The sequence below is a fragment of the Vibrio sp. 10N.261.52.C2 genome (genome assembly GCF_041471425.1).
Taxonomy (GTDB): Bacteria; Pseudomonadota; Gammaproteobacteria; order Enterobacterales; family Vibrionaceae; genus Vibrio; species Vibrio crassostreae_C.
Map to the genome: position 1 here is coordinate 43,980 of NZ_JBFROH010000029.1, position 25,665 is coordinate 69,644.

General features: G+C 44.5%; 18 protein-coding genes. 12 read left to right on the plus strand and 6 right to left on the minus strand.

Annotated features, from left to right (window positions below):
• Positions 1 to 36: 36 nt before the first annotated feature.
• Positions 37 to 2,370, minus strand: coding sequence for an LPS assembly protein LptD (lptD, locus tag AB4307_RS11420; protein WP_372112559.1), 2,334 nt, complete (start codon positions 2,368 to 2,370; stop codon positions 37 to 39).
• 149 nt (positions 2,371 to 2,519) lie between these two features.
• Here lptD and djlA point away from each other — a divergent pair, with 149 nt between their 5' ends.
• Both djlA and AB4307_RS11430 read left to right on the plus strand, forming a co-directional pair.
• The gene (gene djlA / locus AB4307_RS11425) at positions 2,520 to 3,374 is read left to right on the plus strand and encodes a co-chaperone DjlA (RefSeq protein ID WP_017061385.1); all 855 of its coding nucleotides are present in this window, start codon (positions 2,520 to 2,522) and stop codon (positions 3,372 to 3,374) included.
• Between the two features lie 57 nt (positions 3,375 to 3,431).
• Positions 3,432 to 3,977 (plus strand): DUF924 family protein, encoded by a 546-nt coding sequence (locus AB4307_RS11430; RefSeq protein WP_017061386.1) that lies wholly within the window; start codon positions 3,432 to 3,434, stop codon positions 3,975 to 3,977.
• A gap of 95 nt (positions 3,978 to 4,072) precedes the next feature.
• On the opposite strand, the gene AB4307_RS11435 is transcribed toward AB4307_RS11430, so the two are convergent.
• The 5 genes from AB4307_RS11435 to leuA form a co-directional block, all read right to left on the minus strand.
• The gene (locus AB4307_RS11435) at positions 4,073 to 4,855 is read right to left on the minus strand and encodes a DUF547 domain-containing protein (protein WP_017061387.1); all 783 of its coding nucleotides are present in this window, start codon (positions 4,853 to 4,855) and stop codon (positions 4,073 to 4,075) included.
• A 156-nt stretch (positions 4,856 to 5,011) separates the two neighbouring features.
• Positions 5,012 to 5,614 carry a 3-isopropylmalate dehydratase small subunit gene (leuD, locus tag AB4307_RS11440; RefSeq protein WP_017062937.1) on the minus strand — a complete coding sequence of 201 codons (603 nt, stop codon included), beginning with the start codon at positions 5,612 to 5,614 and terminating at the stop codon, positions 5,012 to 5,014.
• Positions 5,615 to 5,628: 14 nt separating this feature from the next.
• Positions 5,629 to 7,041, minus strand: a complete 1,413-nt coding sequence (gene leuC / locus AB4307_RS11445) for a 3-isopropylmalate dehydratase large subunit (RefSeq protein ID WP_017062936.1) — start codon at positions 7,039 to 7,041, stop codon at positions 5,629 to 5,631.
• 116 nt (positions 7,042 to 7,157) lie between these two features.
• Positions 7,158 to 8,249 carry a 3-isopropylmalate dehydrogenase gene (gene leuB, locus AB4307_RS11450; protein WP_102393667.1) on the minus strand — a complete coding sequence of 364 codons (1,092 nt, stop codon included), beginning with the start codon at positions 8,247 to 8,249 and terminating at the stop codon, positions 7,158 to 7,160.
• A 98-nt stretch (positions 8,250 to 8,347) separates the two neighbouring features.
• Positions 8,348 to 9,895 (minus strand): 2-isopropylmalate synthase, encoded by a 1,548-nt coding sequence (leuA, locus tag AB4307_RS11455; protein WP_048614879.1) that lies wholly within the window; start codon positions 9,893 to 9,895, stop codon positions 8,348 to 8,350.
• 568 nt (positions 9,896 to 10,463) lie between these two features.
• Between leuA and AB4307_RS11460 the strand changes: the two genes are divergently transcribed.
• The 10 genes from AB4307_RS11460 (at position 10,464) to AB4307_RS11505 (ending at position 25,513) form a co-directional block, all read left to right on the plus strand.
• The gene (locus tag AB4307_RS11460; RefSeq protein ID WP_017062933.1) at positions 10,464 to 11,123 is read left to right on the plus strand and encodes a TetR/AcrR family transcriptional regulator; all 660 of its coding nucleotides are present in this window, start codon (positions 10,464 to 10,466) and stop codon (positions 11,121 to 11,123) included.
• Positions 11,123 to 12,460, plus strand: a complete 1,338-nt coding sequence (locus AB4307_RS11465) for an efflux RND transporter periplasmic adaptor subunit (RefSeq protein WP_372131937.1) — start codon at positions 11,123 to 11,125, stop codon at positions 12,458 to 12,460. Before AB4307_RS11460 ends, AB4307_RS11465 begins: the two co-directional genes overlap by 1 nt.
• Positions 12,457 to 15,564: an efflux RND transporter permease subunit gene (locus AB4307_RS11470; protein WP_372131939.1), complete on the plus strand. Its 3,108-nt coding sequence runs from the start codon at positions 12,457 to 12,459 to the stop codon at positions 15,562 to 15,564. The genes AB4307_RS11465 and AB4307_RS11470 overlap by 4 nt, the downstream gene beginning before the upstream one ends.
• A 287-nt stretch (positions 15,565 to 15,851) precedes the next feature.
• Positions 15,852 to 16,376, plus strand: a complete 525-nt coding sequence (locus tag AB4307_RS11475; RefSeq protein ID WP_136982218.1) for a phosphatase PAP2 family protein — start codon at positions 15,852 to 15,854, stop codon at positions 16,374 to 16,376.
• 54 nt (positions 16,377 to 16,430) lie between these two features.
• The gene (locus AB4307_RS11480) at positions 16,431 to 17,486 is read left to right on the plus strand and encodes an MJ1255/VC2487 family glycosyltransferase (RefSeq protein WP_372131941.1); all 1,056 of its coding nucleotides are present in this window, start codon (positions 16,431 to 16,433) and stop codon (positions 17,484 to 17,486) included.
• Between the two features lie 346 nt (positions 17,487 to 17,832).
• A complete protein-coding gene (leuO, locus tag AB4307_RS11485) occupies positions 17,833 to 18,792 on the plus strand; it encodes a transcriptional regulator LeuO (RefSeq protein ID WP_137001755.1) in 960 nt (319 codons plus the stop codon).
• A 201-nt stretch (positions 18,793 to 18,993) separates the two neighbouring features.
• Positions 18,994 to 20,802 (plus strand): AMP-dependent synthetase/ligase, encoded by a 1,809-nt coding sequence (locus tag AB4307_RS11490; protein ID WP_136973936.1) that lies wholly within the window; start codon positions 18,994 to 18,996, stop codon positions 20,800 to 20,802.
• Between the two features lie 460 nt (positions 20,803 to 21,262).
• Positions 21,263 to 23,020 carry an acetolactate synthase 3 large subunit gene (locus AB4307_RS11495; protein ID WP_372110146.1) on the plus strand — a complete coding sequence of 586 codons (1,758 nt, stop codon included), beginning with the start codon at positions 21,263 to 21,265 and terminating at the stop codon, positions 23,018 to 23,020.
• Position 23,021: 1 nt separating this feature from the next.
• Positions 23,022 to 23,516, plus strand: a complete 495-nt coding sequence (gene ilvN, locus AB4307_RS11500) for an acetolactate synthase small subunit (protein ID WP_008219984.1) — start codon at positions 23,022 to 23,024, stop codon at positions 23,514 to 23,516.
• A gap of 113 nt (positions 23,517 to 23,629) precedes the next feature.
• On the plus strand, positions 23,630 to 25,513 hold the full coding sequence (locus AB4307_RS11505; RefSeq protein ID WP_372131943.1) for a sensor domain-containing diguanylate cyclase: 1,884 nt from the start codon (positions 23,630 to 23,632) through the stop codon (positions 25,511 to 25,513).
• Positions 25,514 to 25,665: the final 152 nt, after the last annotated feature.

Here is a 25,665-nt window from a genome sequence, read left to right on the forward strand (position 1 = left end):
CCTTTAAATTTACTGATGTGTTATCAATAAAGAAAATTAGTTATTTAAGAAGAATGGGCGACCGTAGCTCAAAGAGTTATCTGAACTGCTATCACCAATAGCGCCGGAATCAGATCCGATATTGGTACCAAAGCCAACAATACCGAAGTTCACACTGAAGTTGTTTTCGTATTCAGGTGTGGTATTCGGGTCACTAATGTTATTTGTCAAACGGTTACTATAGGTAAAGCCGATGTACCAACAATCCGATCTATAGTTTAAACGAGCTAACCACTCTAGATCTTCTTGTGTGGTTAAGTCATAGAAATATTGAGCACTGGTGCTCCATTTCGGTGAAATTTGGTAGGAACCAAGTAAACCCGCTTGCGAAATACCATCTCTTGTTATGGATGATACGTCAAAATCTACAGTTTCATTTATGTACTCTTCTGTTACATAGCGGTAGTTGGTTTGTATGTAACCGCCTGCGAAGCGATATTCTAATGTGCTGTTTGCAAGTTGCATTGCAGTAGTATCGATATCGTATTGCACGCCACCATGGTAGAACAGGTAGTCATCATAGTTGAAATCCATTTCAATAGCCCAAGACGAGTAATTAGTTTTTTTGCCTGAATCGTCGTTGTCTAAAGTCTGTTTTGTATCTTTGTCGATATAAAAAATTTGACCGAAAGAGATATTGAGGCGCTCTTTATACTCATCATCGAAGAAACGAGATGATGCACCATAACTAATTTGATTCGCAGATGCGATACGATCAACACCGCTATATTTACGGCTTCTAAATAGACCATAGTAATCGGTCTGCAGTAGTGTCGTATCGTAAAGACCAATGTCACTTTGATCTTCTTCTGGTACGTAAAGATACTGAACTTGAGGTTCGAGTGTTTGAGTGTAATTGCCCACAATTTTTGTATCACGTTCAAGAACGATACCTGCGTGGCTTCTAAACTCTGGAATAACTCGGCTTACCGATTCTTCTAAGCCTTCATAATCAGAACCCGCACCTGTATCAACGCCATCAAGGTCTTGTTGATAGTAAGTACCAAGTAGTCGAGCTTCTGTTGTCCAAGTACCCCAAGTATTGCCTACAGGAATGGTAATGCCAGGTTCCACGTGAATACGGTTCGCAGATGGTTTACCTGCAGCGTCGGTATCAAATATTGAGACATGACTGATCATGTCGAAATCTAAATACTCCATCACTTCAGGAGCATAGTAATTGTACTCTAGCTGTGGCATTAGGCGGTAAGGTAGGTTATTGCTTGTAGTCAGAACTTGGAAATCTCGAACAAGTACCGATGCATCCCAGTTTTGGGAACGGTATGTCGCTCGGCCTTCCTGAAGTAGTTGGCCATCTTCACGGTTACCAATACCAGAACTTAGATCGGTAAAGTAATCAATATCACTGACTTTTGAATAGTCGACTTCAAACAACCACGATTGCTGGAATATCCCTGAATGTTGGAGTTGAGCACCCCAACGGTCACCTTTTTCTGAGTATTTTTTGTCATCCGGCAAATATTCAGACTCGATACTACCTGAGCCAAAATCGCTCAAGTAACGGAATTTACTATTAAGTTGAGTGCCACGTTCTTGCATGTACTTGAAGGTGGTTTCCAAGTCGTAGTTTGGTGCTAAGTTCCAATAAACTGGGATTTCAGCTTCAAAACCATCGCTTGAACCATACGAAACTGTTGGGTACAAGAAACCGGTTTTACGTGTATCACCCACCGGTACTGTTAAGTAAGGTAAGTAAAAGACGGGAACACTTTGGATTTCAAAACGTGGATTATAAAAAGTGGCTTGTTCTTCGTCTTGGTCGACACTGATGCTCGATGCTCTTAGACGCCAAGCATTATCGCCGATAGGGCAAGAGGTAATGGAGCCATCTTCAATCTCATAAACCGCTTTACCTGTTTTTGCTATATAAACAGCATCTCCGCGACCGGGCTCGCAAAGGAATTCGTAATCGGTGTTCTCAAGCGTCATTTCATCTGTAGTCAGATTATTGGTCGCTCTGTCTGAGATAGATTTGATTTGACCATCACTAAAGTTTACGTTGCCTTCAGCTACAACGATATTTTCTTGTTGGTGCAGGGTTACGTTATCTGCAAGGATGGTCTTGTTCCCTTGCGTAACGACTACGTCACCTGAGTATATTGCCTTGTCACCATTGATAGCTTCTAAGCGATCTGACTCAACATGAGCGGGTAGCTGTGTCTCGTTTTCTGCAGCGGGCTCGATCAAGCATTGATCTATAGAGGGCATTTCCTGCACACTACTATCGGTGATTGTTTCAGCTTGAGTTGTCGACACGTATAACGCCGTACTTATAGACGCGGCTAACAAGGTGCGGGAAAAAGATTGCATGAAGTTGAACTATCCTGTGTCACTAGATGAAGGGTTGATCTAGTATCAATCCAATTAATAAAGCATTTTCCTTATGATAAAGGAAATAATAGCATTCAGCATCATCAGACAGCATTACTCAGATAAAATTCATAGATAGAGAACACATAATGCAAATATTTGGCAAAATTTTGGGCGCGTTTTTTGGCTTTTTATTTGGAGGGCCACTCGGTTTAGTTTTTGGTCTGTTTTTAGGACACCAATTCGATAAAGCTCGCGGATTGAATCAATCAGGCTTCAATAGCTCTGGTTTTGGTCGAGGTCCAAGCCAAGCAGAAAGACAGAACGAGTTTTTTAAATCCGCTTTTGCGGTTATGGGGCACGTTGCTAAAGCGAAAGGGCAGGTAACGCCAGAAGAGATTCAACTCGCTTCTACCATGATGGAGCGTATGAACCTGCATGGCGAACAGCGTAAAGCAGCGCAAGATGCATTCCGTGACGGCAAAGAGAGCGACTTCCCTCTGAACGACGTACTTGAGCGAGTTAAAATCTCATCGGGTGGTCGTTTTGATCTTCTGCAGTTCTTTCTAGAGCTTCAGGTATCTGCCGCATTTGCGGATGGAAGTTTGCACCCGAGTGAACGTCAAGTTCTGCATAAAATAGCGCAAGGGCTTGGGTTTTCGGCAGCACAACTAGAACGCCGCTTGCAGATGCAAGAAGCTGCGTTCCGTTTCCAACAGCAAGGTGGAAGCTTTGGTGGCCATCAGGGTCATGGGCAATCATCAGGTTGGCAACAGGCTTCGCAACAGAACCAACTTGGCGACGCATATAAGGTTCTTGGTGTGAGTGAAAGTGCTGACGGTAAAGAGGTGAAGAAAGCCTACCGCAAGCTGATGAATGAACATCACCCAGATAAACTGATGGCGAAGGGCTTACCGCCTGAGATGATGAATGTTGCGAAAGAGAAATCGCAAGAAATTCAGAATGCTTATGACCTGATAAAGAAAGTAAAAGGTTTTAAGTAATTGAACACTAAACCGAGTAATAACAAAGTTACTCGGTTTTTTATTAAAGGGAATTATATGACGGTAACGTATCAGGATGTTCTAGAGTTTTGGTTCGATGAGTTGACGCCTAAAGATTGGTTTACTGGCGGCGCCGAGATTGACACTTTGATAGAGTCTCGATTTTCTGAATTGCATAAAGCAGCCATTCAAGGCGAGCTATTTGAGTGGCGCCAAACTGCGCAAGGACGATTGGCTGAGATTATCGTACTTGATCAGTTTTCTCGAAATATTGGTAGAAAAAGTCCGACAGCATTTTCTGCTGATCCGATGGCGTTGGCTCTAGCCCAAGAGGCGGTAGCGGGTGGTTTTGATCACCAGCTTAACGAGCAACAGAAAAGCTTCCTGTATATGCCTTATATGCACAGTGAATCTTTGTTAGTCCATGAACAAGCCGTGGAACTCTTTTCTCAAACGGGATTAGAGCATAATCTGGACTTTGAGTTTAAGCACAAGGTTATCATTGAGCGATTTGGTCGCTATCCGCACCGTAATGAGGTGTTAGGGCGAGCTTCGACTCCCGAAGAGATTGAGTTCTTGCAGCAACCGGGCTCAAGCTTTTAATTGTAGAAATACGGTCAAAGAATTGAGAAGAGGCTAGAGGTTAATAAAAACCTCTAGCCTCTTTTTTACTTTAGTGATCAACTTTAGCCTTAGAGCTAGTTTGCTTGGTTGAGCGACCAATCGTATTCATAACTGATGTTTTGAGTATTGGTTACTGCTTCAATTCGATATTGTTCTAAGTGCTGAATAAGCTGTTTCTTCGTACCAAAATCCACAGCAAACCATTCGTAAATCGATGATAGTTGAAGCTTATTGTTTGTAACCATCACGCCTTTGTCACTGCTTACAAACTCAGTTGCAGCTTGCTCTAGCAAGGCTTCAGTATTTTTAGAGGTAAAAGCGTCAGGTTGTAAGTTAGGGCAACCTAGGCTGGCACAGTTCACTGCATAATGCGTGCGAGGATCTTGCCAAATTGGTCTTAGGATTCGGTGTTCAATGTCATTGAGTGTCAGTGATTTCCCATTAACGACTACCACATCATCTCCCCACGGACCGAAACTAAATAGTCCGCCAAGTTTAGTTATGGATTTGATCGGGTAGGCATCAAGAATCAAATCGACAGTCACGGCGTTATATAGATTAACCCAGTAGGCATACTGCTCCGCTTTTGAATAGTTGAGCGGATTCACCTGTTCGAGTTGCTTGATGTATTGCTTAAGTTTGGTCTTATCGGCAGTGTTCACCGCTTTATAGCTAACTAACGTATTTTGCCCCTGTTTAACCAAGTAGCTATCGAGGAATTGCTGCCAATCTTGATGAGATACCTGTTCTAGGTTGGTTTCGTCGCTTTGCTTCCAGTATGGCCAAAGATCGGATTTAGGCGCAGACCAAGCTAAGGTTGAGAAAAGTAGGCTGACAATAAAAAGTAGTTGTTTCATGGCATTCTCCTGATGACTGACTACTAAGACCTTAAGGCTTACCATTTTCTTTCATTGCTCTTCATTTAAATAAACATATGAAGTTAAGTTAAAAGCTTAGCCAAATAAAAAAGGTTGGCACTTGGCCAACCTTTAGATTTATTCAGAAACGTCTCATTATTTTAGGAAGCTAGGAATCTTAGCTTCAAACTCTGAGATCTTATCGGCATGTTGAAGTGTAAGGCCGATATTATCTAAACCATTCAGTAAGCAGTGACGACGGAACTCATCAATTTCAAACGAGTACTCTTTGCCGTTCGCGCTGACTTTCATTGCTTCTAGATCAACCGTAATTTCTGCACCTTCATTCGCTTCAACGAATTGGAATAGCTCATCCACTTCTTGCTCAGTCAATCGAACTGGCACCATTTGGTTGTTGATCGAGTTACCGTAGAAAATGTCGGCAAAGCTTGGTGCGATCATTACTTGGATACCGTAATCGGCAAGCGCCCACGGTGCGTGTTCACGAGATGAACCACAACCGAAGTTTTCACGAGCTAAAAGAATTGAAGCGCCTTGGTAGCGAGCTTCGTTCATTACAAAATCAGGGTTTGGCTGTTGGCCTGCATCGTCTAGGAAGCGCCAATCGTGGAACAAGTGCTTACCAAAACCGATGCGGTTTACTTTCTGTAGAAACTGCTTTGGAATGATCGCATCAGTATCGATGTTGGCCGTATCTAGAGGAACGACTAATCCGGTGTGTTGTTGAAAACCTGACATGCTAAATCCTCTAATTAAAGTTCACGAATATCGACAAAGTGACCAGCGATAGCCGCTGCGGCTGCCATTGCTGGGCTAACTAGGTGCGTACGACCATCACGGCCTTGGCGACCTTCAAAGTTACGGTTTGATGTAGAAGCACAGCGCTCTTGTGGACCTAGACGGTCGTTGTTCATTGCAAGACACATAGAACAGCCTGGTAAGCGCCATTCAAAGCCGGCTTCGATGAAGATCTTATCTAGGCCTTCAGCTTCAGCTTGTGCTTTAACTTGCTCTGAACCCGGAACGATAAGCGCTTGAACATGTTTCGCTACTTGACGACCTTTCGCTACCGCTGCTGCTGCACGCATGTCTTCGATACGAGAGTTAGTACAAGAACCCACGAACACTTTATCTACGTTGTAATCAGATAGAGATTTACCGGCTTCAAGACCCATGTAAGCCAGCGCTTTTTCAGCTGATGCTTTTTCTACAGGGTCTGCGAAGCTTTCTGGTGCAGGGATTGGTGTGTCTACTGAGATAACCTGACCTGGGTTGGTACCCCAAGTGACTTGTGGTTTGATGTCTGCCGCTTCTAATGTAACAACTGCATCGAATTCTGCATCAGCATCGGTTTTTAACGTATCCCAGTATTCGATTGCTGCTTCTAGGTCTTCGCCTTCTGGAGAGAACTTACGACCTTTGATGTACTCGTATGTCGTTGCATCTGGAGCGATTAAGCCTGCTTTAGCGCCAAGCTCGATTGCCATGTTACATACTGTCATACGACCTTCCATCGTAAGGTCGGTAATTGCCTCACCACAGAATTCAACTACGTAGCCAGTACCGCCAGCAGCCGTTGTTTTACCGATGATCGCTAGCACGATGTCTTTTGCAGTGATGCCAGGAGTAACCTTGCCTTTTACTTCGATCTTCATGGTTTTAGCGCGAGCTTGTTTTAGCGTTTGCGTAGCTAGAACGTGTTCCACTTCTGAAGTACCGATACCAAATGCTAGTGAACCAAATGCACCGTGTGTAGCCGTGTGCGAGTCACCACATACGATGGTCATGCCCGGTAGCGTAATACCTAGCTCAGGACCCATTACGTGCACAATACCTTGGTATTTGTGGTTTAGATCGTAAAGCGTGACACCAAACTCTTCACAGTTCTTCGATAGCGTTTCCATTTGGATACGAGCCATCTCACCAGAAGCGTTGATGTCTTTAGTTTGTGTCGATACGTTGTGATCCATGGTCGCAAAAGTTTTGCCTACTTGGCGAACTTTACGGCCTTTTTCACGTAGGCCATCAAAGGCTTGTGGCGACGTTACTTCGTGGACTAAGTGACGATCGATATAAAGAATTGGTGTTTCGCCCTTCGCTGCAACCGCAACGTGAGCGTCATAAACTTTTTCGTATAAGGTTTTTGCGTGCTGGTTTGTCGACATAGCTTTTCTTCCTTGGGAGCATCAGTCCCAGTGTTTGTTTCTAGCCAAGTCAGGCACTCTGGATGACTTGGCTTGATATTATTCTTATGTACTTGCTTCTAATCTAAGCATCTCGCTTATGAAGCTAAGATGTACTCAGCGATCTTGTCACCCATTTCTGAGGTAGTCAGTGCTTCGTTCTTACCTGCAAGGTCTGCCGTTAGCTCGCCTGCAGAAAGTGCTTTCGATACCGCTGCTTCGATGTCTTGTGCTGCTGCTTCTTCGCCTAGGCTGTAACGAAGCATTAGTGCTGCAGAAAGAATTTGCGCGACTGGGTTTGCAATGTTCTTACCTGCGATATCTGGTGCGCTGCCACCTGCTGGTTCATATAGGCCGAAGTTGCTTTCGTTTAAGCTTGCAGAAGGAAGCATACCCATCGAACCTGTGATCATTGCACACTCATCAGAGATGATGTCACCAAAGATGTTTGAACATAGCATTACGTCAAACTGAGATGGATCTTTGATTAGCTGCATGGTCGCGTTGTCGATGTACATATGGTTTAGCGTGACATCTGGGTAATCTTTTGCGATCTCTTCAACGACTTCACGCCATAGGATAGAGCTCTGTAGAACGTTCGCTTTATCGATTGAGTAAACGTTTTTGTTACGTAGGCGTGCCGATTCAAACGCAATCTTTGCAATACGTTCGATTTCGTAGCGGTGGTAAACCTCTGTATCAAAAGCTTTTTCAGTTGCGCCTTCGCCTTCACGGCCTTTAGGTTGGCCGAAGTAGATACCGCCTGTTAGCTCACGGACTACCACGATGTCGAAACCGTTACCTGAGATGTCAGCACGTAAAGGAGAGAAAGACTCTAGACCTTTATGGATTTGAGCTGGACGTAGGTTACAGAACAGTTGGAAGTGTTTACGTAGAGGAAGTAGGGCACCACGCTCTGGTTGGTCGTTCGGTGGAAGGTGTTCCCATTTAGGACCGCCAACAGAACCAAAAAGTACTGCGTCAGATTCTTCACAGCCAGTGACTGTTGCTTCTGGAAGTGGACAGCCGTGGTTATCAATTGCAATACCACCAACATCATACTCTTCGCGAGAAAAGCTAATCGCGTGCTTCTTTTCGATCGCGTCTAGCACTTTATGCGCTTGTTGCATTACTTCTGGGCCAATGCCATCACCAGGTAGTACGGCAATTTTGTATGATTTATCAGTCATGTTAATCCTTTAATTCTTTGTTACTGAGCTATTTAGCTCGTTTTAAATTTTGTCCCTAAAGCCAATAACATCGGCTCTAGGGCTCTGTTATTGGGTGTTTAAACTGTTGCGATTCTTTGCTGTTTCATTTCAGCAATGGTGTCTGCGCGTTGAATGCTATTAATAACGTGCAGTAGCGCCTGACCAGAGGCCTCAACGATATCCGTTGAAACGCCTGTACCGTGGTACTTGCGGCCTTTGTAGTTCGCAATAATATCAGCTTGGCCTAAGCCATCTTCGCCTTCACCTTTCGCGGTAAGGTCGAATTTATCCAATGCAATTTCGTAACCCGTTAAGCGGTAGATACATTGGTATAAAGCATCAACCGGGCCGTTACCGACAGCCGCTTCGCATTTCTCTTCATCACCACATTGCAGCTTGATGCTGGTGGTAGACATAACACTACCAGATTGTACGCTTAGGTAGTTAAGTTTATAGAAGTCATCTTCGTCACGTAGATTTGCGAAGTGCATTAGTGCTTCTAGGTCGTAATCGAATACTTGGCCTTTACGGTCAGCCAGTTTCAAAAAGTCTTCGTACAATGAATCTAGGTTGTACTCATTGTCTTTGTAGCCCATTGCGTCCATGTGGCTCTTAACGGCTGCACGACCACTGCGACTTGTTAGGTTCAATGCCTTGTTTTTCAAGCCAATAGACTCAGGAGTCATGATCTCGTAAGTGTTCTTGTTCTTTAGCATGCCATCTTGGTGAATACCTGAAGAGTGGCTGAACGCGTTTGCACCGACGATAGCTTTGTTGTCTTGAATTGGCATATGGCAAAGCTGGCTAACCAATTTACTGGTACGGTGAATCTCTTTGTGGTCCAAACCGGTATGAACACCTAATAGCTCTTGACGAGTTTTGATGATCATTGCGATTTCTTCTAAAGAACAGTTACCCGCACGCTCACCAATACCATTGATTGTGCCTTCAATTTGTCGAGCACCTGCTTGAACGGCAGCAATTGAGTTAGCAACCGACATGCCTAAGTCATCGTGACAGTGAACAGAGATGATCGCTTGGTCGATGTTGGGTACGCGATCAAATAGCGTTTGGATAATGCCACCAAACTCATTCGGTACTGTGTAGCCTACGGTGTCTGGAATGTTGATGGTTTTTGCGCCCGCGTTAATCGCGGCTTCAACCATACGACATAGGTTGTCGATAGGTGTACGACCGGCATCTTCACAAGAGAACTCAACATCGTCAGTGTAGTTGCGCGCATGCTTTACCGCTTTCACTGCCATCTCGACAACATCGTCGTAGCTGCGGCGTAATTTATCTTGCACGTGAACCGTCGATGTAGAAATGAAGGTATGAATACGGAACTGCTCAGCCACTTTTAGCGCTTCTGCAGCGGCATCGATATCTTTTGCAACTGCACGAGAAAGCGCACAGATACGGCTATCTTTAATATTTTTTGCGATGGTTTGTACTGATTCGAAATCGCCTGGCGATGACACAGGGAAACCCGCTTCAATAACATCTACACCCAGTCGTTCAAGTGCATAAGCGATCTGTAATTTCTCTTTTACCGTAAGGCTTGCTGCCAACGCTTGCTCGCCGTCACGTAAAGTCGTATCAAAAATTATCACTTGATCGTTCATGGGTGCTTCCTTATATCGATATTGTATCGATTGCTATCCAAATTATTATTGAGAATGATGTTCTTTTAAAAGTGCCAGTTACAAAAAAACCCGCTCAGCGCGGGTTTTAATATTTGTGTAGTTCTTGACCCACAACTTACCCGCGCGATTGGTTCACGATAAGGAGAAGTTTCAGCAGTCGAGAAGAAGAAAAAATCATTACACAAATATCCGTAAATAAACTGTTAACACCATATTTACCGCAATTTATTCTGAGCGTCAAACAAGAAAATCCAATATCAGCGTGCTTTGGCGGTGTTTTTTTTTGGTTTGTGCTGCTTGCGTGTTGTTTGCTGGTGTTATCAGCTGATTGAGTGTTTTGTACTGGGCGGTTAGTTTATCGTTTGGCTGATGTGTAGGTTAAAACTTTGTAGTAAATCTTTTTGATGGAACGATTCACCAATAAAATTTAAAGGGTGGCTAAATTAATTAATCATTTGATTAAATAGTGAGTAATTAATCTTCTACAACCATGTCGATTTATCCCTATAATTAATCGTGTGATTAATTATAGGGATAGGTCTCAGTGATGGCAGCGCGTAAAGCAGGGCGACCTCAACAGAATCTAGATGTACGGCAGTTACTCATTGAGCACGCTCGAGATCTGTTCGTGGTTCAACCGTACGACAAGGTATCGACTCGCTTAGTTGCTGAGCGAGCGGGTGTGAATATTGCGATGATTCGCTATTACTTTGGCAGTAAAGCCGGATTGTTTGAGGCGATGCTGCGTGAAACATTACGCCCTATGCAATTACAAATGCAGAGACTCGTTGATGAAAGCAGTCATGAGAACTTTCTTGATTTAATGCGGACTTACTACAAAGAGATGGTCAAAGTGCCGAAGTTTCCTCGCTTGATAGCCCAAGTGATGAATATGCCTCCCTCTGAAGTGCAAAGAGAGTTGCTCGAAAAGGTTTTCCTCGATGTTGCAAAGCCAGCCCAAGATGTCATTTTTGAAAAGTTGGTTGAACAAGGCATCTTAAAACAGAACATGGATCCAAAATTGTGCCGTATTTCGTATGTAAGCTTGATGGTGTTTCCTTTCATCGCTCCGCCGCCTTTATTGGCAATTCATGGGATTGAGATTAATGAAGAATTTCTTAATCGTTTAATCGAACACAACATTCAATTGATGACTGAAGGCTTTATTAACGCACCGAGCCCTTCTTCCGTGCAGGACCAAAGATAATGAAAATAAATAAAAAACTACTCTTCTTTCCAGCACTTGCGGTTGGTGTTATTGGCCTTGTCGCCGCGATTAACTTGAAGCCGGATCTTCCAACCAAACCTGCGGGTGATAGGGCTCGCTTAGTTGATACTGTGAGCCTAGAACAACAACTGATAGCGCCGTTAGCGGTCGGCTTTGGCAAAGTAGTGCCTAAAGTTGAATGGAAAGCGATTGCTGAGGTGACAGGACAGATCGTGTATCGACATCCAGATCTTGAAAAAGGCCAGGTGATCCCTGCAGGAACGGTCGTGCTCAAGGTTGATCCATTGGATTACGAATTGAAACTGATACAAGCAGAGGCGGATCTAAAATCAAGCCAAACCTCATTAGCGAAATTGAATCAAGAAGAAGACAACCTTAATCAGACTCTTAAGATCGAAAAGAATCGTTTGGTGATCAGCAATAAAGAGCTACAACGTAAACAGGATCTGCGTAAGAAAGGGCTCACCTCTCAATCGGATGTCGACCTGCAACAACAAAGCGCATTGTCTCAGCAGAAGTTGGTATTAGATATCGCGAACCAAATCGCGTTGATGCCAGATGAAAAGCGTGTTGCGGAAGCGGTGATTAAGGTCAACGTGTCTAAGGTAAAAGAGGCGCAGCGCTCTCTCGATAAGACCACGATCACTTTGCCAAGAGCGATGCGAATTGCTCAGGTTGATATCGAACAAAATCAAGTGGTTAACCTTCAGCATGAGATGTTTATTGCTCACGGGATTAATGTCATGGAAGTAGAGGCGCAACTTTCTATTCACGATATGCAAACTTTAGCCTCCAGCTTTAACCAATTTCCTCGCGATGCTGCAGGAATCCCTAATCCTTATGAAGCGCCAATCAAAGCAAGCATTCAACTTAACAGCGGCAACCTGAACCTCAGTTGGCCAGCGAAGGTGGCAAGAATCAGCGAAACAGTTGATGAAAACCAAGCGACGGCGGGGATTATTCTCGAGATCGCTCAAGATTACTCACAATTGCAACCAGACAGCGCGACGCCTTTGGTTAACGGTATGTTTGTCAAAGCTGAGATTGAAGGTGTAGCAAATCTAAGTTGGGTGTTGCCTGAACGAGCGCTACATGGTGACAAAATTTATCTAATGGACGATAACTCTCGTCTGAAAATGGTCAATGTTGAAGTGCTTTATCGCAGAGACAATCAAGTGGTTGTGAGTGGAGAGCTACAAACTGGAGATAAACTGGTTCTCAATGATGTCCTGCCAGCAATAGAAGGCATGTTACTGAGAGAGTCCAACTCTGAAGAGGCTGAGCTTGAATCAGATACTCAGGAGAGTGCGTCATGATCAAGTTTTTCTCTCGGCACCCAACAGCAGCAAACTTGTTGATGCTTGGGTTGTTGATCTTGGGTATAAGCTCACTATCAACCATCAAACGTGAAACCTTCCCCGCTTACGATCCGCCTTACATTATGGCTGCGATTGTTTATCCCGGCGCCTCTCCACAAGAAGTGGAAGAGAGCTTGTGTGTGCGAATGGAAGATGCAGTAGACGGCTTAGCCAACATTGAAGAAACTCAGTGTGAAGCCATCGAAGGCAGCGCTCGTTTAATTCTAAAGTTAAATGAAAAAGCGGACATCGGCCGAATGCTGGTGGATGTGCAAACCCAGATCAACTCGATCAATGATTTCCCAACTGAGATTGAATCGCCTGTTGTTCAAGAGCTAGATTGGAATGAACCGGTTGTCGATATCGCTATAACAGCCGAAACGTCGTGGCCAGAACTTAAGGCCTACGCGGAAGATCTTAAGCGCACCATGAAGCTTGATTACGATGTCTCTTTGGTCGAGGTTAGCGGCTTCTCGGATCATCAATATCGAGTGGAACTGGATACCCAAGCTATTCGTCAGTTGGGTTTGAGTGTCGGTGATATCGCGGATCAAATTGGTCGACAGAATGTAAAACTGCCGAGTGGTAACGTTGAAACACCAGACAAAAACTTTCTGATTCGTTTCGACGAGAGACGAGTTACGCCTGTTGAGCTGGAAAGCATCGTGGTTGGATCTGCGCCTAATGGCTCGGTGATTCGTTTGAGAGACATAGCCAAAATAACCGACCGCTTTGAGCTTGATGAGCAAAAGGTGCTATTTGATGGCAAGCCTTCAGCGCTATTGAAGATCAGCAAGAACAAAGAAGACGATGCGCTGCGAATCAAAGAGAACGTAACACGATTCGTTGAAGATCAAAGCGCGATTGCTCCTGATGGCGTGACACTACAAATGACCAACGATCTATCATCGGTACTCTGGGATCGTCTAACCATGATGGTACGCAACGGCTGGCAAGGTATTGTGCTGGTGTTTGCTACTATGTGGTTGTTCTTCAGTTTGCGATATTCATTCTGGGTTGCGGCAGGTTTGCCCGTAGCCTTCCTTGGTGGCTTGTTCTTAATGGCGAACCTTGGCCTATCGATCAACATCATGTCACTGGTCGGCTTATTAATGGCGATTGGTATTATGATGGATGACGCCATCGTGATTGCCGAATCGATAGCCTCCCATTTAGATAGGGGGCAAAACGTTGATGATGCGGTGTACAACGGTGTTAAGAAAGTGCTTCCCGGAGTACTGTCTTCTTTCTTAACCACGGTGTGTATTTTCGGTAGCTTACTGTTTCTTGATGGCGAGATGGGCGCTGTGCTTAAGGCCGTTCCTCAAGTATTGATTTTGGTGCTGTCGTTGAGCTTGATTGAAGCCTTCCTGATTCTACCTAATCACCTATCTCATTCATTACACAAAGAAAAAAATGACAAGCCAGCGCTGCGCTTTAAAGTGGTGTTGCTTGAGAAGTTTGAGAACTTCCGTAATACCACTTTGATGAACATGGTTGAGAAAGTCGTGACCTTCCGCTACGCCTTTATGGGCGGAGTGATTACGCTGTTGTTGCTTTCAGTCGCCTTGATTGCTGGTGGTGTTGTTAAGTTCCAACCTTTCCCTGAGCTTGATGGTGATATTGCCGAGGCGCGTATCATTCTTCCGCCGGGGGCGTCACTGTCTCAAACCGAGATAGTGGTCGATAAGATTGTAGCATCAGCCGAGCGTTTAAATGCGCAGTGGAGCGAAGAGGTCGAAGAAGGCAACACCTTGGTTGAGCACATTACTAGCCAATTTAATGCCAACGCAGATGCCAACGAATCTGGTCCGCACTTAGCTACCGTGCGCTTAGACTTACGCGGAGCTGAGAGCCGTAACACGGTTATTGATGACTTTATTGATGCATGGCGAGAAGACATCGGTGACTTGGCTGATCCTATCTCGTTAGTTTTCAAGCAACCGACCATGGGACCGGGCGGCCGTGCGATTGAGATTCGTGCTAAGCATGATGACCTGAGCGCATTGAAATCGGCTTCTTTGGATATTCAGGAATACCTTAATCAGTTTGATGGCGTGCACGGCGTGCTGGATGACATGCGTATGGGTAAAGAAGAGATTTTGGTGAAGCTGCGTCCGGGCGCTGAGACCTACAATGTGAATGGACAGATGATCGCTTCCCAATTACGTGCGGCTTTCTTTGGTCAGACAGCGGATGAGATTCAAATCGGTGTTGAGAATATCTCGATTGAAGTTCGTCTTGATAAAGAACAAGCGGGTGATTTACAGCAGCTGGCTAACTTCCCAATCATCACTGCAGACGGCAGTCAGATTCCATTAGCAACATTGGCAACGTTAGATTTTCAGCGTAACTATGTGCGAATCCAACGTATCGATGGGTTGAGAACCATCAGTATCTTTGGTGATATTGATAATAAGAAAGCGAGTTCATCCGCGATTTTGGCTCAGTTCCAAAAAGATGAAGCCGCCAAACTTATTCAGAAGTACCCGGGTTTACGCTTTGATTTCGAAGGGGAGGCCAAGGATGCAGCCAAGACTGGCGCTTCGATGGGCAAAGGATTCTTGCTCGGCTTATTCGGCGTGTTTGCGATTCTTAGCTATCAGTTCAGAAGCTATTTAGAGCCTGTGGTCGTGATGTTAGCGATTCCACTCGCTTTTATTGGGGTGGTCGTTGGTCACTGGATACTTGGCCATTCTTTGAGTATGCCAAGCATGATGGGCTTTGTGTCGCTTGCCGGTATTGTGGTTAATGATTCCATCTTGTTGGTGCAGTACATTCGTCACCATGTCGATGAGGGAGATAGCGTGCATGACTCGGTGGTGAAAGCCAGTCGCGAGCGTTTCCGAGCGGTATTCTTGACCTCAATGACGACTGCGGCAGGTTTGCTACCGCTGTTGACGGAAACCAGCTTACAGGCTCAGGTTATCCAGCCACTGGTTATTTCGATCGTATTCGGCATATTTGCCTCGACCTTATTAGTATTGTTTATGATCCCAGCGGCCTACGCGATATTGGCGGATTTCGGTTTGGTGAAAAAGCACGAGCCATTAGCGCTATAACTTTTAGTGCTATAGCCTTTAGCGCTATTATCATTAGCGAACGCTATAACCATTAACACGATAGAAGTAGCGTTTGCTTGCTTATATAAAGAAGTAAAAACATAGAAGAATAAAGCGGCCTTGGGTCGCTTTATTTTTATCGACAGTTTCTAGGCCTCATCAGCTTGCTTAGCGAAAGCGGTCAATTCGCCTCAAAATTCATTTTAGTTCATTCAAAACGTCACTTAACTGTCATTTCAGGAGCATAACTTGAGCCTTAACTGAATAAGGATTGTTAAGGAGATTGTATGCGTACTATCGAACCTATTGTCCGCTGGGATGTGGCATTTTCTGTTTTCTGTTTAAAGAGCCGTTATAGCGGACAACAGGCGACACTCAGTAAGGCGGTGTCTCATACTGGAGATGGACACCTTTATGTTTTGATTGCCTTGATTGCACTGCTGGTCGATAGCAACACCGGTCGAGACTTTCTTTTGGTGGGCTTAACCGCCTTCGCAATCGAACTGCCTATTTACTGGTTTGCTAAAAATACCCTCAAGCGCCGTCGACCAGCTGAATTCTCTTCACTACTTCACTCTCATATTGTGCCATCCGATAAATACAGTCTGCCTTCAGGGCATTCCGCTGCTGCTTTTGTTATGGCGACCCTAATCGGGCATTTCTATCCGAGCTTGTACCTCTTTAGCTTGGTGTGGGCAACTGCGATTGCAGGCTCTCGAATCCTGCTCGGTGTGCACTTTTTAACGGACGTACTGATTGGCGCAGCCTTGGGCATCGCTTGTACCAGCCTAGCTATCAGCTTCATCCTGTAATTATTTTGTTGGCAACCACTGCCGAGCTTAAGTGGTAAATTTAAAGGAACATGCATGAAAATTTTATATGGCGTACAAGGCACAGGAAATGGGCACATCGCTCGAGCGAGAGCAATGGCCGTCGCTTTTCGTCAGCAAAATATTGATGTCGATTTTCTGTTCTCTGGGCGAGATGAGAGCAAATACTTTTCGATGGAAGCGTTTGGCAACTATCAGACCCGCAGCGGCTTAACTTTTTACAGCGAGCAGGGGCAGGTTAAATACGGCAAAACATTCATGAAGAACAACATCTGGCGATTTCTCCGTGAGATTAACCAGATCGATCTTACGCCTTATGACTTAGTGATTAATGATTTTGAGCCTGTCACTGCATGGGCGGCTAAGAGACAAGGTGTGCCATGCATTGGGATAAGCCACCAGAATGCGTTTCGTTATGATGTACCCAAAGGAGGGGGCAACTGGATTGAACATTCAGTGATTCAACATTTCGCCCCAACCGAGCACTCTATTGGCTTGCACTGGTATCACTTTGAACAGCCGATTTTGCCGCCTATCGTTCACACGCTGGTTGGTGAGCAACAAACCAAAACAGCACAAGACTTTACGTTGGTCTATTTGCCATTTGAGGATCTTGAGTCGATCTCAGAGCTGCTGATGAAGTTCATTTCGCAAAACTTTGTCTGTTACCACCCGGATGTGATTGAGCATAGCCGAGTTGAAAATATTGAGTTCAAACCACTGAGTCATGCGGGCTTTCAATTCGACCTCAATCAGTGCTCTGGTGTGGTCGCAAATGGCGGCTTTGAATTGCCATCTGAAGCCCTAACTTTGGGGAAGAAATTGCTTCTCAAACCACTCGAAGGACAGTTCGAACAACAGAGCAATGTGGCGACGCTAGAGGCCCTTGGGTTAGCTCAAACCATGACGTTTTTAGATGCGGCTATCTTGCGCGCTTGGCTCAGTGAAAAACAGGCCGAAGTGGTCACCTATCCAGACGTGGCAAGTGCACTCGTTGAGTGGGTATTAGCAGGGAATTGGTCTAATCAAGATGATTTAAGAAAGCAACTTTGGGACAAGGTCGACTTTCCAAGTTATGCATCGCTCACCTAACTCATAAGTGCTATTTCTGAATTGACCGGTTGAACAATTCACGAGTTCAATAAATTGTAACAAATGTAACCAAACGATAGAACAGCTAAATAAGTCGAAATTAAACTCATAAGTGACGCATTTTATGTTTTTTTATAACTCTATAAATAATTGATTTTTAGATGTTGTTTAATCATTAAGGTAAAATAAAATTATTCTTTATCAATCTTGTTGGTAGCTCGAGATGCATTGGTTAATAGTAATGTCAATCCGAAAAACATCGGTCTGATAAATATAAGAATTAGTGGTTATCTATTCTCATACCATTACCAATTTAACGCTGTCGAACCGACAAGAGGCAACTTGAATGTTAGATAAGAAAGACGCAATGAGTGCTATTGCAAGCTACAGAATGGAAAGCACACTTCGTGGAGTCGACTTAAATCTTTTGACTGTATTTGATGCAGTTATGCAAGAGCAAAACATTACACGTGCAGCTCACAATCTGGGTATGTCTCAGCCTGCTGTTAGTAACGCTGTTGCTCGTCTAAAAGTGATGTTTAACGACGAACTATTCATGCGTCAAGGTCGTGGTATTCAACCGACTCAACGTGCTCGTCAGTTGTTTGGTCCAATCCGCCAAGCGCTACAGTTAGTACGCAACGAACTACCAAGTTCTGTGTTCTCTCCAGAGTCGTCTTCTCGCCTGTTCAAACTAGCGATTTGCAGCCCTTGTGATATGCGTTTTGCTCCTAAGATTATGTCGACAATCAACGAGCAAGCACCTAGCGTGAAACTGCACATGGATGCTGAATTCGATCGTCAACTTTCTGAGCGCATGCGCTACCAAGAAATCGACTTCGTTATTGATTACGCTCGTTTTGATGAGCAAGGCTTCTCAAGCACTGAAATCTTCCAAGATGAGTTGGTTGTTGTCGCTTCTGCTTCTCACCCACGCATTAACGGTGAAGTAACAGCGGCAGAGCTGCTTAATGAAAAGCACGCGAAATTGTCTCGTATCCACGGTCAACGTAGCTTCTCTGAGCAAGCTTACCGTGACCTAGATTGCACGCCTTTCTACGAAGGTACGAGCTTGAGCAACGTTCTTTACGTTGTAGGCCAATCTGAACTAGTAACAATTGCTCCTCGTTGGATGGTAGAACATGCAGCAAACAAAGAGCAGCTTCAGATTCTAGATTTCCCATTCGATAATGCGGCGATTTCTGGCTTCCTAAGCTGGCACGAATCAAGTGAAAAGGATAAAGGACACATTTGGTTACGAGATCAGTTAATGATGATCTGTGGCGAAGTAGTGGCACTTAACTAGACACTAATCCCTATGATTTATAAGCCCTAAGCTAGGAGACTGGCTTAGGGCTTTTTTATGCGCGCTATTTTAGTAGGTAGAAAACTTAGCGTGAGACGTACTATTACTGATAACTTTGAGCTTCATCAGTTGCCTTTTTCATGATCAGAGGTACACTTGTGCGCTCAAAAAAGCTTACAGGTGTAAGCCAAAGGTAAAGAGATGGCCAATTTAGATTTTCATATCGTAAAAAGACTTCGTGACCAAATTGCCCAAGGCGGCAACCGTACAGCTTTGAAGCACAAAGTAGACAATGTATGGCAAGGTATTAGCTGGGAGCAGTTTGGACAACAAATCGATACGCTTTCATTAGCACTATTGGCTCAGGGACTGAGAGTTCAAGATAAGATCGGTATCTATTCAAATAATATGCCTCAATGGACCGTGGCAGATTTTGCATCTTTACAAGCTCGTCTTGTGACTGTGCCGATTTATCCAACCAACACAGCAGCACAGTCGTCTTACATCATCCAAAATGCGGATGTGAAGATCTTATTCGTTGGTGAGCAAGTTCAATTTGACGCGGCGGTGAGCCTATTCGAAGAGTGTGAACAGCTAGAAGTGGTTGTCGCGATGTCTGATGATATCGATCTTCAAGGCCATAGCTTTGCGGTATCTTGGGCTGATTTCATGGCGCGCGGCGTTGAAGCACAACAAGCTGAACTTGACGTGCGTCTTGCTGATGCAAGCATGGACGACCTGCTGACTCTTATCTATACCTCTGGTACCACAGGTCAGCCAAAAGGCGTAATGCTTGATTACACCAACATTGGCTACCAGTTAGAAGGCCACGATGAGCGCCTTAGCCTGAGCAAAGACGATGTCTCATTGTGTTTCCTACCGTTATCACACGTATTTGAGCGTGCTTGGACGTTCTACGTTCTTTATAAAGGCGCAACCAACTGCTACCTGCAAGATACGATGCAAGTGCGTGATGCGCTAAGTGATGTGAAACCTACTGTAATGTGTGCGGTTCCACGCTTCTACGAGAAGATTTTCTCTGCGATTCACGAGAAGGTATCTAAAGCACCATTTATTCGTAAAGTGCTATTTACTTGGGCGGTGAACATGGGAGCAAAGCTTTCAGTTTGTCACCAAGAAGGTCGTACTCCATCGTTGATGCTGAAGAAGAGCCATGCGCTAGCTGATAAGCTTGTGCTATCTAAACTGCGCGCTCTACTCGGCGGTAACATCAACTTCATGCCATGTGGTGGCGCGAAGCTTGATGAGACGATTGGTCGTTTCTTCCATGCTATCGGCATCAACGTAAAACTTGGCTACGGCATGACAGAAACCACGGCAACAGTATCTTGTTGGGATGATCGCTGTTTTAACCCTGATTCGATTGGTATGTCGATGCCGGGCGCAGAAGTAAAAATTGGTGCTAAGGACGAGATTCTTGTTCGCGGTCCAATGGTGATGCGTGGCTACTACAAGATGCCAGAAGAGACAGCTAAGACATTCGATGAGCACGGTTTCTTGAAAACCGGTGATGCGGGTCATTTTGATGAAAATGGTAACCTGTTCATTACTGATCGTATCAAAGAGCTGATGAAAACTTCTGGTGGTAAGTATATTGCCCCGCAAGTGGTTGAAGGTGCGATTGGTAAAGATCACTTTATCGAACAGATTGCTGTTATCGCTGATACACGCAAATTCGTTTCTGCGCTGATTGTTCCTTGTTATGACTCGCTAGAAGAGTACGCCAAAGAGCTTAATATCAAGTATCACGATCGCGTTGAGCTGGTTAAGCACCACCAAATCGTCGAGATGCTAGAAAAGCGTGTGAATGACCTACAGCAAGAACTGGCTAAGTTTGAGCAAGTAAAGAAATTCAAACTGCTACCAAAAGCATTTTCTATGGATGATGGTGAACTGACACCAACTCAAAAATTGCGTCGTAAAGTTATCAACGATAAGTATCAAGACGAAATCGAAGAAATGTACAACGAAAAGCCTAAAGATAAGTAGTTTTCTGCTTAGATAAATTTTCAGTTGTTTAAAAATCCCCCTACGAATGTGATTGCATTTTTAGGGGGATTTTTTGTATCTAATGACACAGCACAATGTGCGAAAGCGCACACCAGCAAGCTCGTGGTTTATCGATAAATAGCGATCTATTAAAATATTAAGTGCTTTTTTTCGTTCTCTTTTTAGTTTTAATATCTAGTTATTAATCTTGGTTTGGGTTTTATTTGATGCTTTAAGCTAATAGTTGGTTTTTTGGCATGATTGTCGGATAACAGGTGTTAGACCAGATGATAATAAAGCGTTAAAGTTGTTTCGTATTACTGTTTGTTGTTATCACGACAGACAGCCATAGCCGAAAAAGTGGAAGTATTTCGAATTAGGCTACGAATAAGCCCTAGACTATGAAAAACCAGCCCAACATGTTCACCAAATATGATTGGAAACTGGTGAGGAGAGCAATATGACAACAAAACCTGAAACAGCCATGTCATCCGGCGCTGAAATGTTATCCGGCGCTGAGATGGTGGTGCAGTCTCTAATTGAAGAGGGTGTAGAACAAATCTTTGGTTACCCAGGTGGTTCTGTACTTGATATCTACGATGCGCTGCATGCTAAAACTGCTGAAATCAAACACGTATTAGTACGACACGAACAAGCTGCTACCCACATGGCAGATGGCTATACTCGTTCTACCGGCAAACCGGGCGTAGTACTTGTGTGTTCTGGTCCAGGTGCGACCAATACCGTTACTGGCATTGCAACAGCCTACATGGACTCAATCCCAATGATTGTTATTTCTGGTAACGTACCAAATAACCTTATTGGTAACGACGCCTTCCAAGAGTGTGACATTGTGGGTGTATCACGCCCGATCGTTAAACACAGCTTCTTAGTTAAGAAAGCGGAAGATATCCCTGAAGTCGTTAAAAAAGCATTCTATATTTCAACGACAGGACGTCCCGGTCCTGTGGTTATTGATCTGCCGAAAGACATCTTAAACCCACAAATCAAGCTTCCTTATGAATACCCAGAAACGCTCAAAATGCGTTCGTATAACCCAACGGTTACGGGTCATAAAGGTCAGATCAAAAAGGCGCTAAAAGCCCTTCTTGAAGCGAAGAAGCCGGTACTTTATGTCGGTGGTGGTGCGGTTATTTCTGAGGCAGATAAGCCGCTGTTAAAATTAGCAGAGGCACTGAATTTACCTGTGGTAAGCACCCTAATGGGGCTTGGCGCTTTCCCTGGCACCCATAAGAACTCTTTGGGTATGTTGGGCATGCATGGTTTGTATGAAGCCAATATGGCGATGCACAATGCGGATTTGATCTTTGGTATTGGCGTACGTTTCGATGATCGAACGACCAATAACCTAGATAAGTACTGCCCTGATGCGAAGATCATGCACATTGATATCGACCCATCTTCGATCTCTAAGAACGTAAAAGTGGATCTACCGATTGTAGGTTCTGCTGAAAAGGTTCTAGAGAGCATGGTGAACTTGCTCGTTGAGCAAGGCGGCATTAACGATGCAGAAGCGATTGAAAGCTGGTGGAGTGAAATTAAGCAGTGGCAAGAGCGTGACTGCCTAGCTTACGAGAAATCGTCTGAGCGCATTAAACCTCAACAAGTTATTGAAACATTGCATAAAGTAACCAATGGCGATGCTTATGTTGCTTCTGATGTAGGTCAACACCAAATGTTTGCTGCTTTGTACTACCCGTTTAACAAGCCACGTCGTTGGATTAACTCTGGTGGTCTAGGCACTATGGGCTTTGGCCTGCCTGCTGGTATGGGCGTTAAGTTTGCTAAGCCAGATGAAGAGGTGGTTGTGGTAACCGGTGACGGCAGTATTCAAATGAATATCCAAGAGCTGTCGACTGCGCTGCAATACAATATCCCGGTTAAGATTATTAACCTTAACAACCGTTTCCTAGGCATGGTAAAACAGTGGCAAGACATTGTTTATCAAGGCCGTTACTCTAACTCATATATGGACTCTGTTCCTGATTTTGCTGCTATCGCTGAGGCTTATGGCCACGTTGGTATGCGCATTTCATCTCCGGATGAATTGGAATCAGGTTTGGAAAAAGCACTGGCGATGAAAGACCGTTTGGTATTTGTCGATATTAGTGTGGATGACACCGAGCACGTATACCCAATGCAGATCAAAGGCGAGGGTATGGATAACATGTGGCTAAGCAAAACGGAGAGAACATAATATGAGACACATTATTTCACTACTAATGGAAAACCAACCTGGTGCGCTTTCTCGTGTGGTTGGCTTGTTTTCTCAGCGTGGCTACAACATCGAGTCTTTGAACGTATCTCCAACCGATGATCCGACGCTGTCTCGTTTGAACGTAACCACTAACTCGAGCGAAATGCAGCTTGAGCAGATCCAGAAACAGCTACATAAGCTAATCGACGTACTTAAAGTGCAAGAAGTGTCCGAACTTGAACACATTGAACGTGAGCTGTTGATGGTAAAAGTACGTGCGAGCGGCTTTGCTCGTGCGGAAGTGAAGCGCACAGCGGATATCTTCCGTGGTCAGATCGTTGATGTTACGGCTTCTCAATATACGGTTCAAATGGCGGGTACTAGCGAGAAACTGGATGCCTTCATTCAGGCGCTGTCTGAAGTGACGGAAGTGCTTGAAGTAGCTCGAAGTGGTGTTGTTGGCATCGCACGAGGCGAACGTGCGTTGAAAGCCTAGACGATAAGTCTTTAAAAAATAACTTTAAAGCCGCTTTTTTAAGCGGCTTTTATTTTGTTAATTTTTTAGAGTGCTATAATCCCGCGCTGCACTTCCATTCATCTGAGTTAGCAATGCGAAATAAAAAATCAATAATTACATTGCTGATTATCTCTATCATATTGTCTTCTGCAGTATGTCTGTATTATTTGCAGCGCTACAAAGAAGTAAAACAGCAGAGCTTTGACTACTCAGCTAAGCAAGCCGTTCATCAGTTAGTGTATGCCAAGCGAGATTATGATCTTCTCAAGACTCAGTTAGTCTCGGTCATGGAGCTACTCAGTCATAGCCAGAGCTTGGTTAACTTTGCTTCCTCTCCCTCAGACCAAACCAAACATCTACTTGAAGAGGTCTGGCAATCTGTTCTCGTGAACCAGAAGTGGTATACACAAATCCATCTGTTAGATGTCACTGGCAAAGAATTGGTGCGTGTTAACTATTCCTCTGATACCGGTAGAGTGACGTTTCCTCAACAGCTGCAAGATAGGTCGGATTCTAACTACTTCCAATACGCTCAAAAACTAGAAGCCGAACAGATTGGCGGTTGGGGTATTGAGCTTGAAACTGAGCATGGTGAAGTCACCTTCCCTTATTCGCCGGTAATCCGTGTCTTTACCCCAGTAGAAACCCCTGACGAAAGAGTAGGCTACCTCGTCATCAATCTTGATGTATGGGGCTTATCGTCGCGTCTGAGCTTTTCACCAGATAACGATCTTAGAGCAGAAGTTCTCAATGACGCGGGTTACTTCATCGCGAGTAACAACAGCGGTAAGTTGTTCGGAGACTCTATTCCTGAAAGAAAAGGCTATAACCTGAAAAATATCGCGCCGAAGACGTGGGATGCGATCTCCAATGATCAGGTGGGATACGTTTTTGAAGATGGTAATTTGTTTGCCTTTAACACGGTTATGCTCGCGAACAGTCAAAAGGTCCATTTACTGATTCAACTTAATCAAAAGCAACTGATGGATCGGGCTGAGCGTGATCTAGATGATTTGGCCCATGAAGAGATCATTGTTCTGATTACGGTGCTGATATTCGCTTTCCCGTTTGCTTACCTGGTGACGCACTGCCGACGCCGAAGCCTAGAGAGTAAATTGGCACGCGCCGCATTGAATGGTATGTCGGCAGTGATGATCTCTGACAAGCAGCACCGCACAATGATGATCAACAACGAATTTGAGAACATGACTGGGTACTGCAAAGAACAGGTGATCGGTCAAAATGCATTGCAGTTGCTGCTTGAGAATACCGACCAAGTGCTCTCAAGCTCGGCTATTTGGAGTCATTTAGAGCAAGAAGAAGTATGGGAAGGGGAGGTTCAGTGTAAGAACAAGCTGCGTATTCCTTTTACTGCGATCATGCGAGTGCATGCGGTCAAAAACAATTCAGGCAAAGTCAGTTACTACATCACCTCGTTGGTTGATATTTCCGTAAGGAAGGAGCTTGAGGTACGTTTGAGGATCTTAAGTGAACGTGACTCTTTGAGTAATCTCTGGAACCGACGAAAATTCGAAGAGCAGCTGGCCTACTATTCTCGCTTAGTTGAGCGTTACCCGATCGAAGCGACCACCTGCTTAGCCTTGGTGGACATCGATAACTTCAAGCGAATCAATGATGAGCTTGGCCACGACGAAGGTGACCGTGTGATCGCTGGTGTTGCTAAACTTCTGCAAGATAGCCTTCGTGGGACGGACTTTGTTGCACGTGTTGGAGGAGAAGAGTTTGCACTCTTGATGCCACACACCTCACTGCCAGAAGCAAAGCGCGTATTGGATCGCTTGCGAATTGAGATTGAACTGGCAGCCGGAACTAAGGTAACGGTGAGTGTTGGCTTTACTGATTTAACAAGTAACAGTACTCGCTCATACAAGTGTGCCGATGTTGCGCTTTACGAATCTAAATCGTCTGGTCGTAATACGGTCTCTATGTGTCCTAGCTACGATGATGTCGCTTAGGTTCGCTTCTATCTAATCCTTTCTTCTCTTTGCTTCACCTCTTCAAGCTGGCCCCGACTCACTTTATCTCTCCCCCTTTTTATAGGAATCTCACTTTTGAGCGACCTATGTCACAAAATCTATACAGTTAGACTAAAGTCTAATGCTGGTGG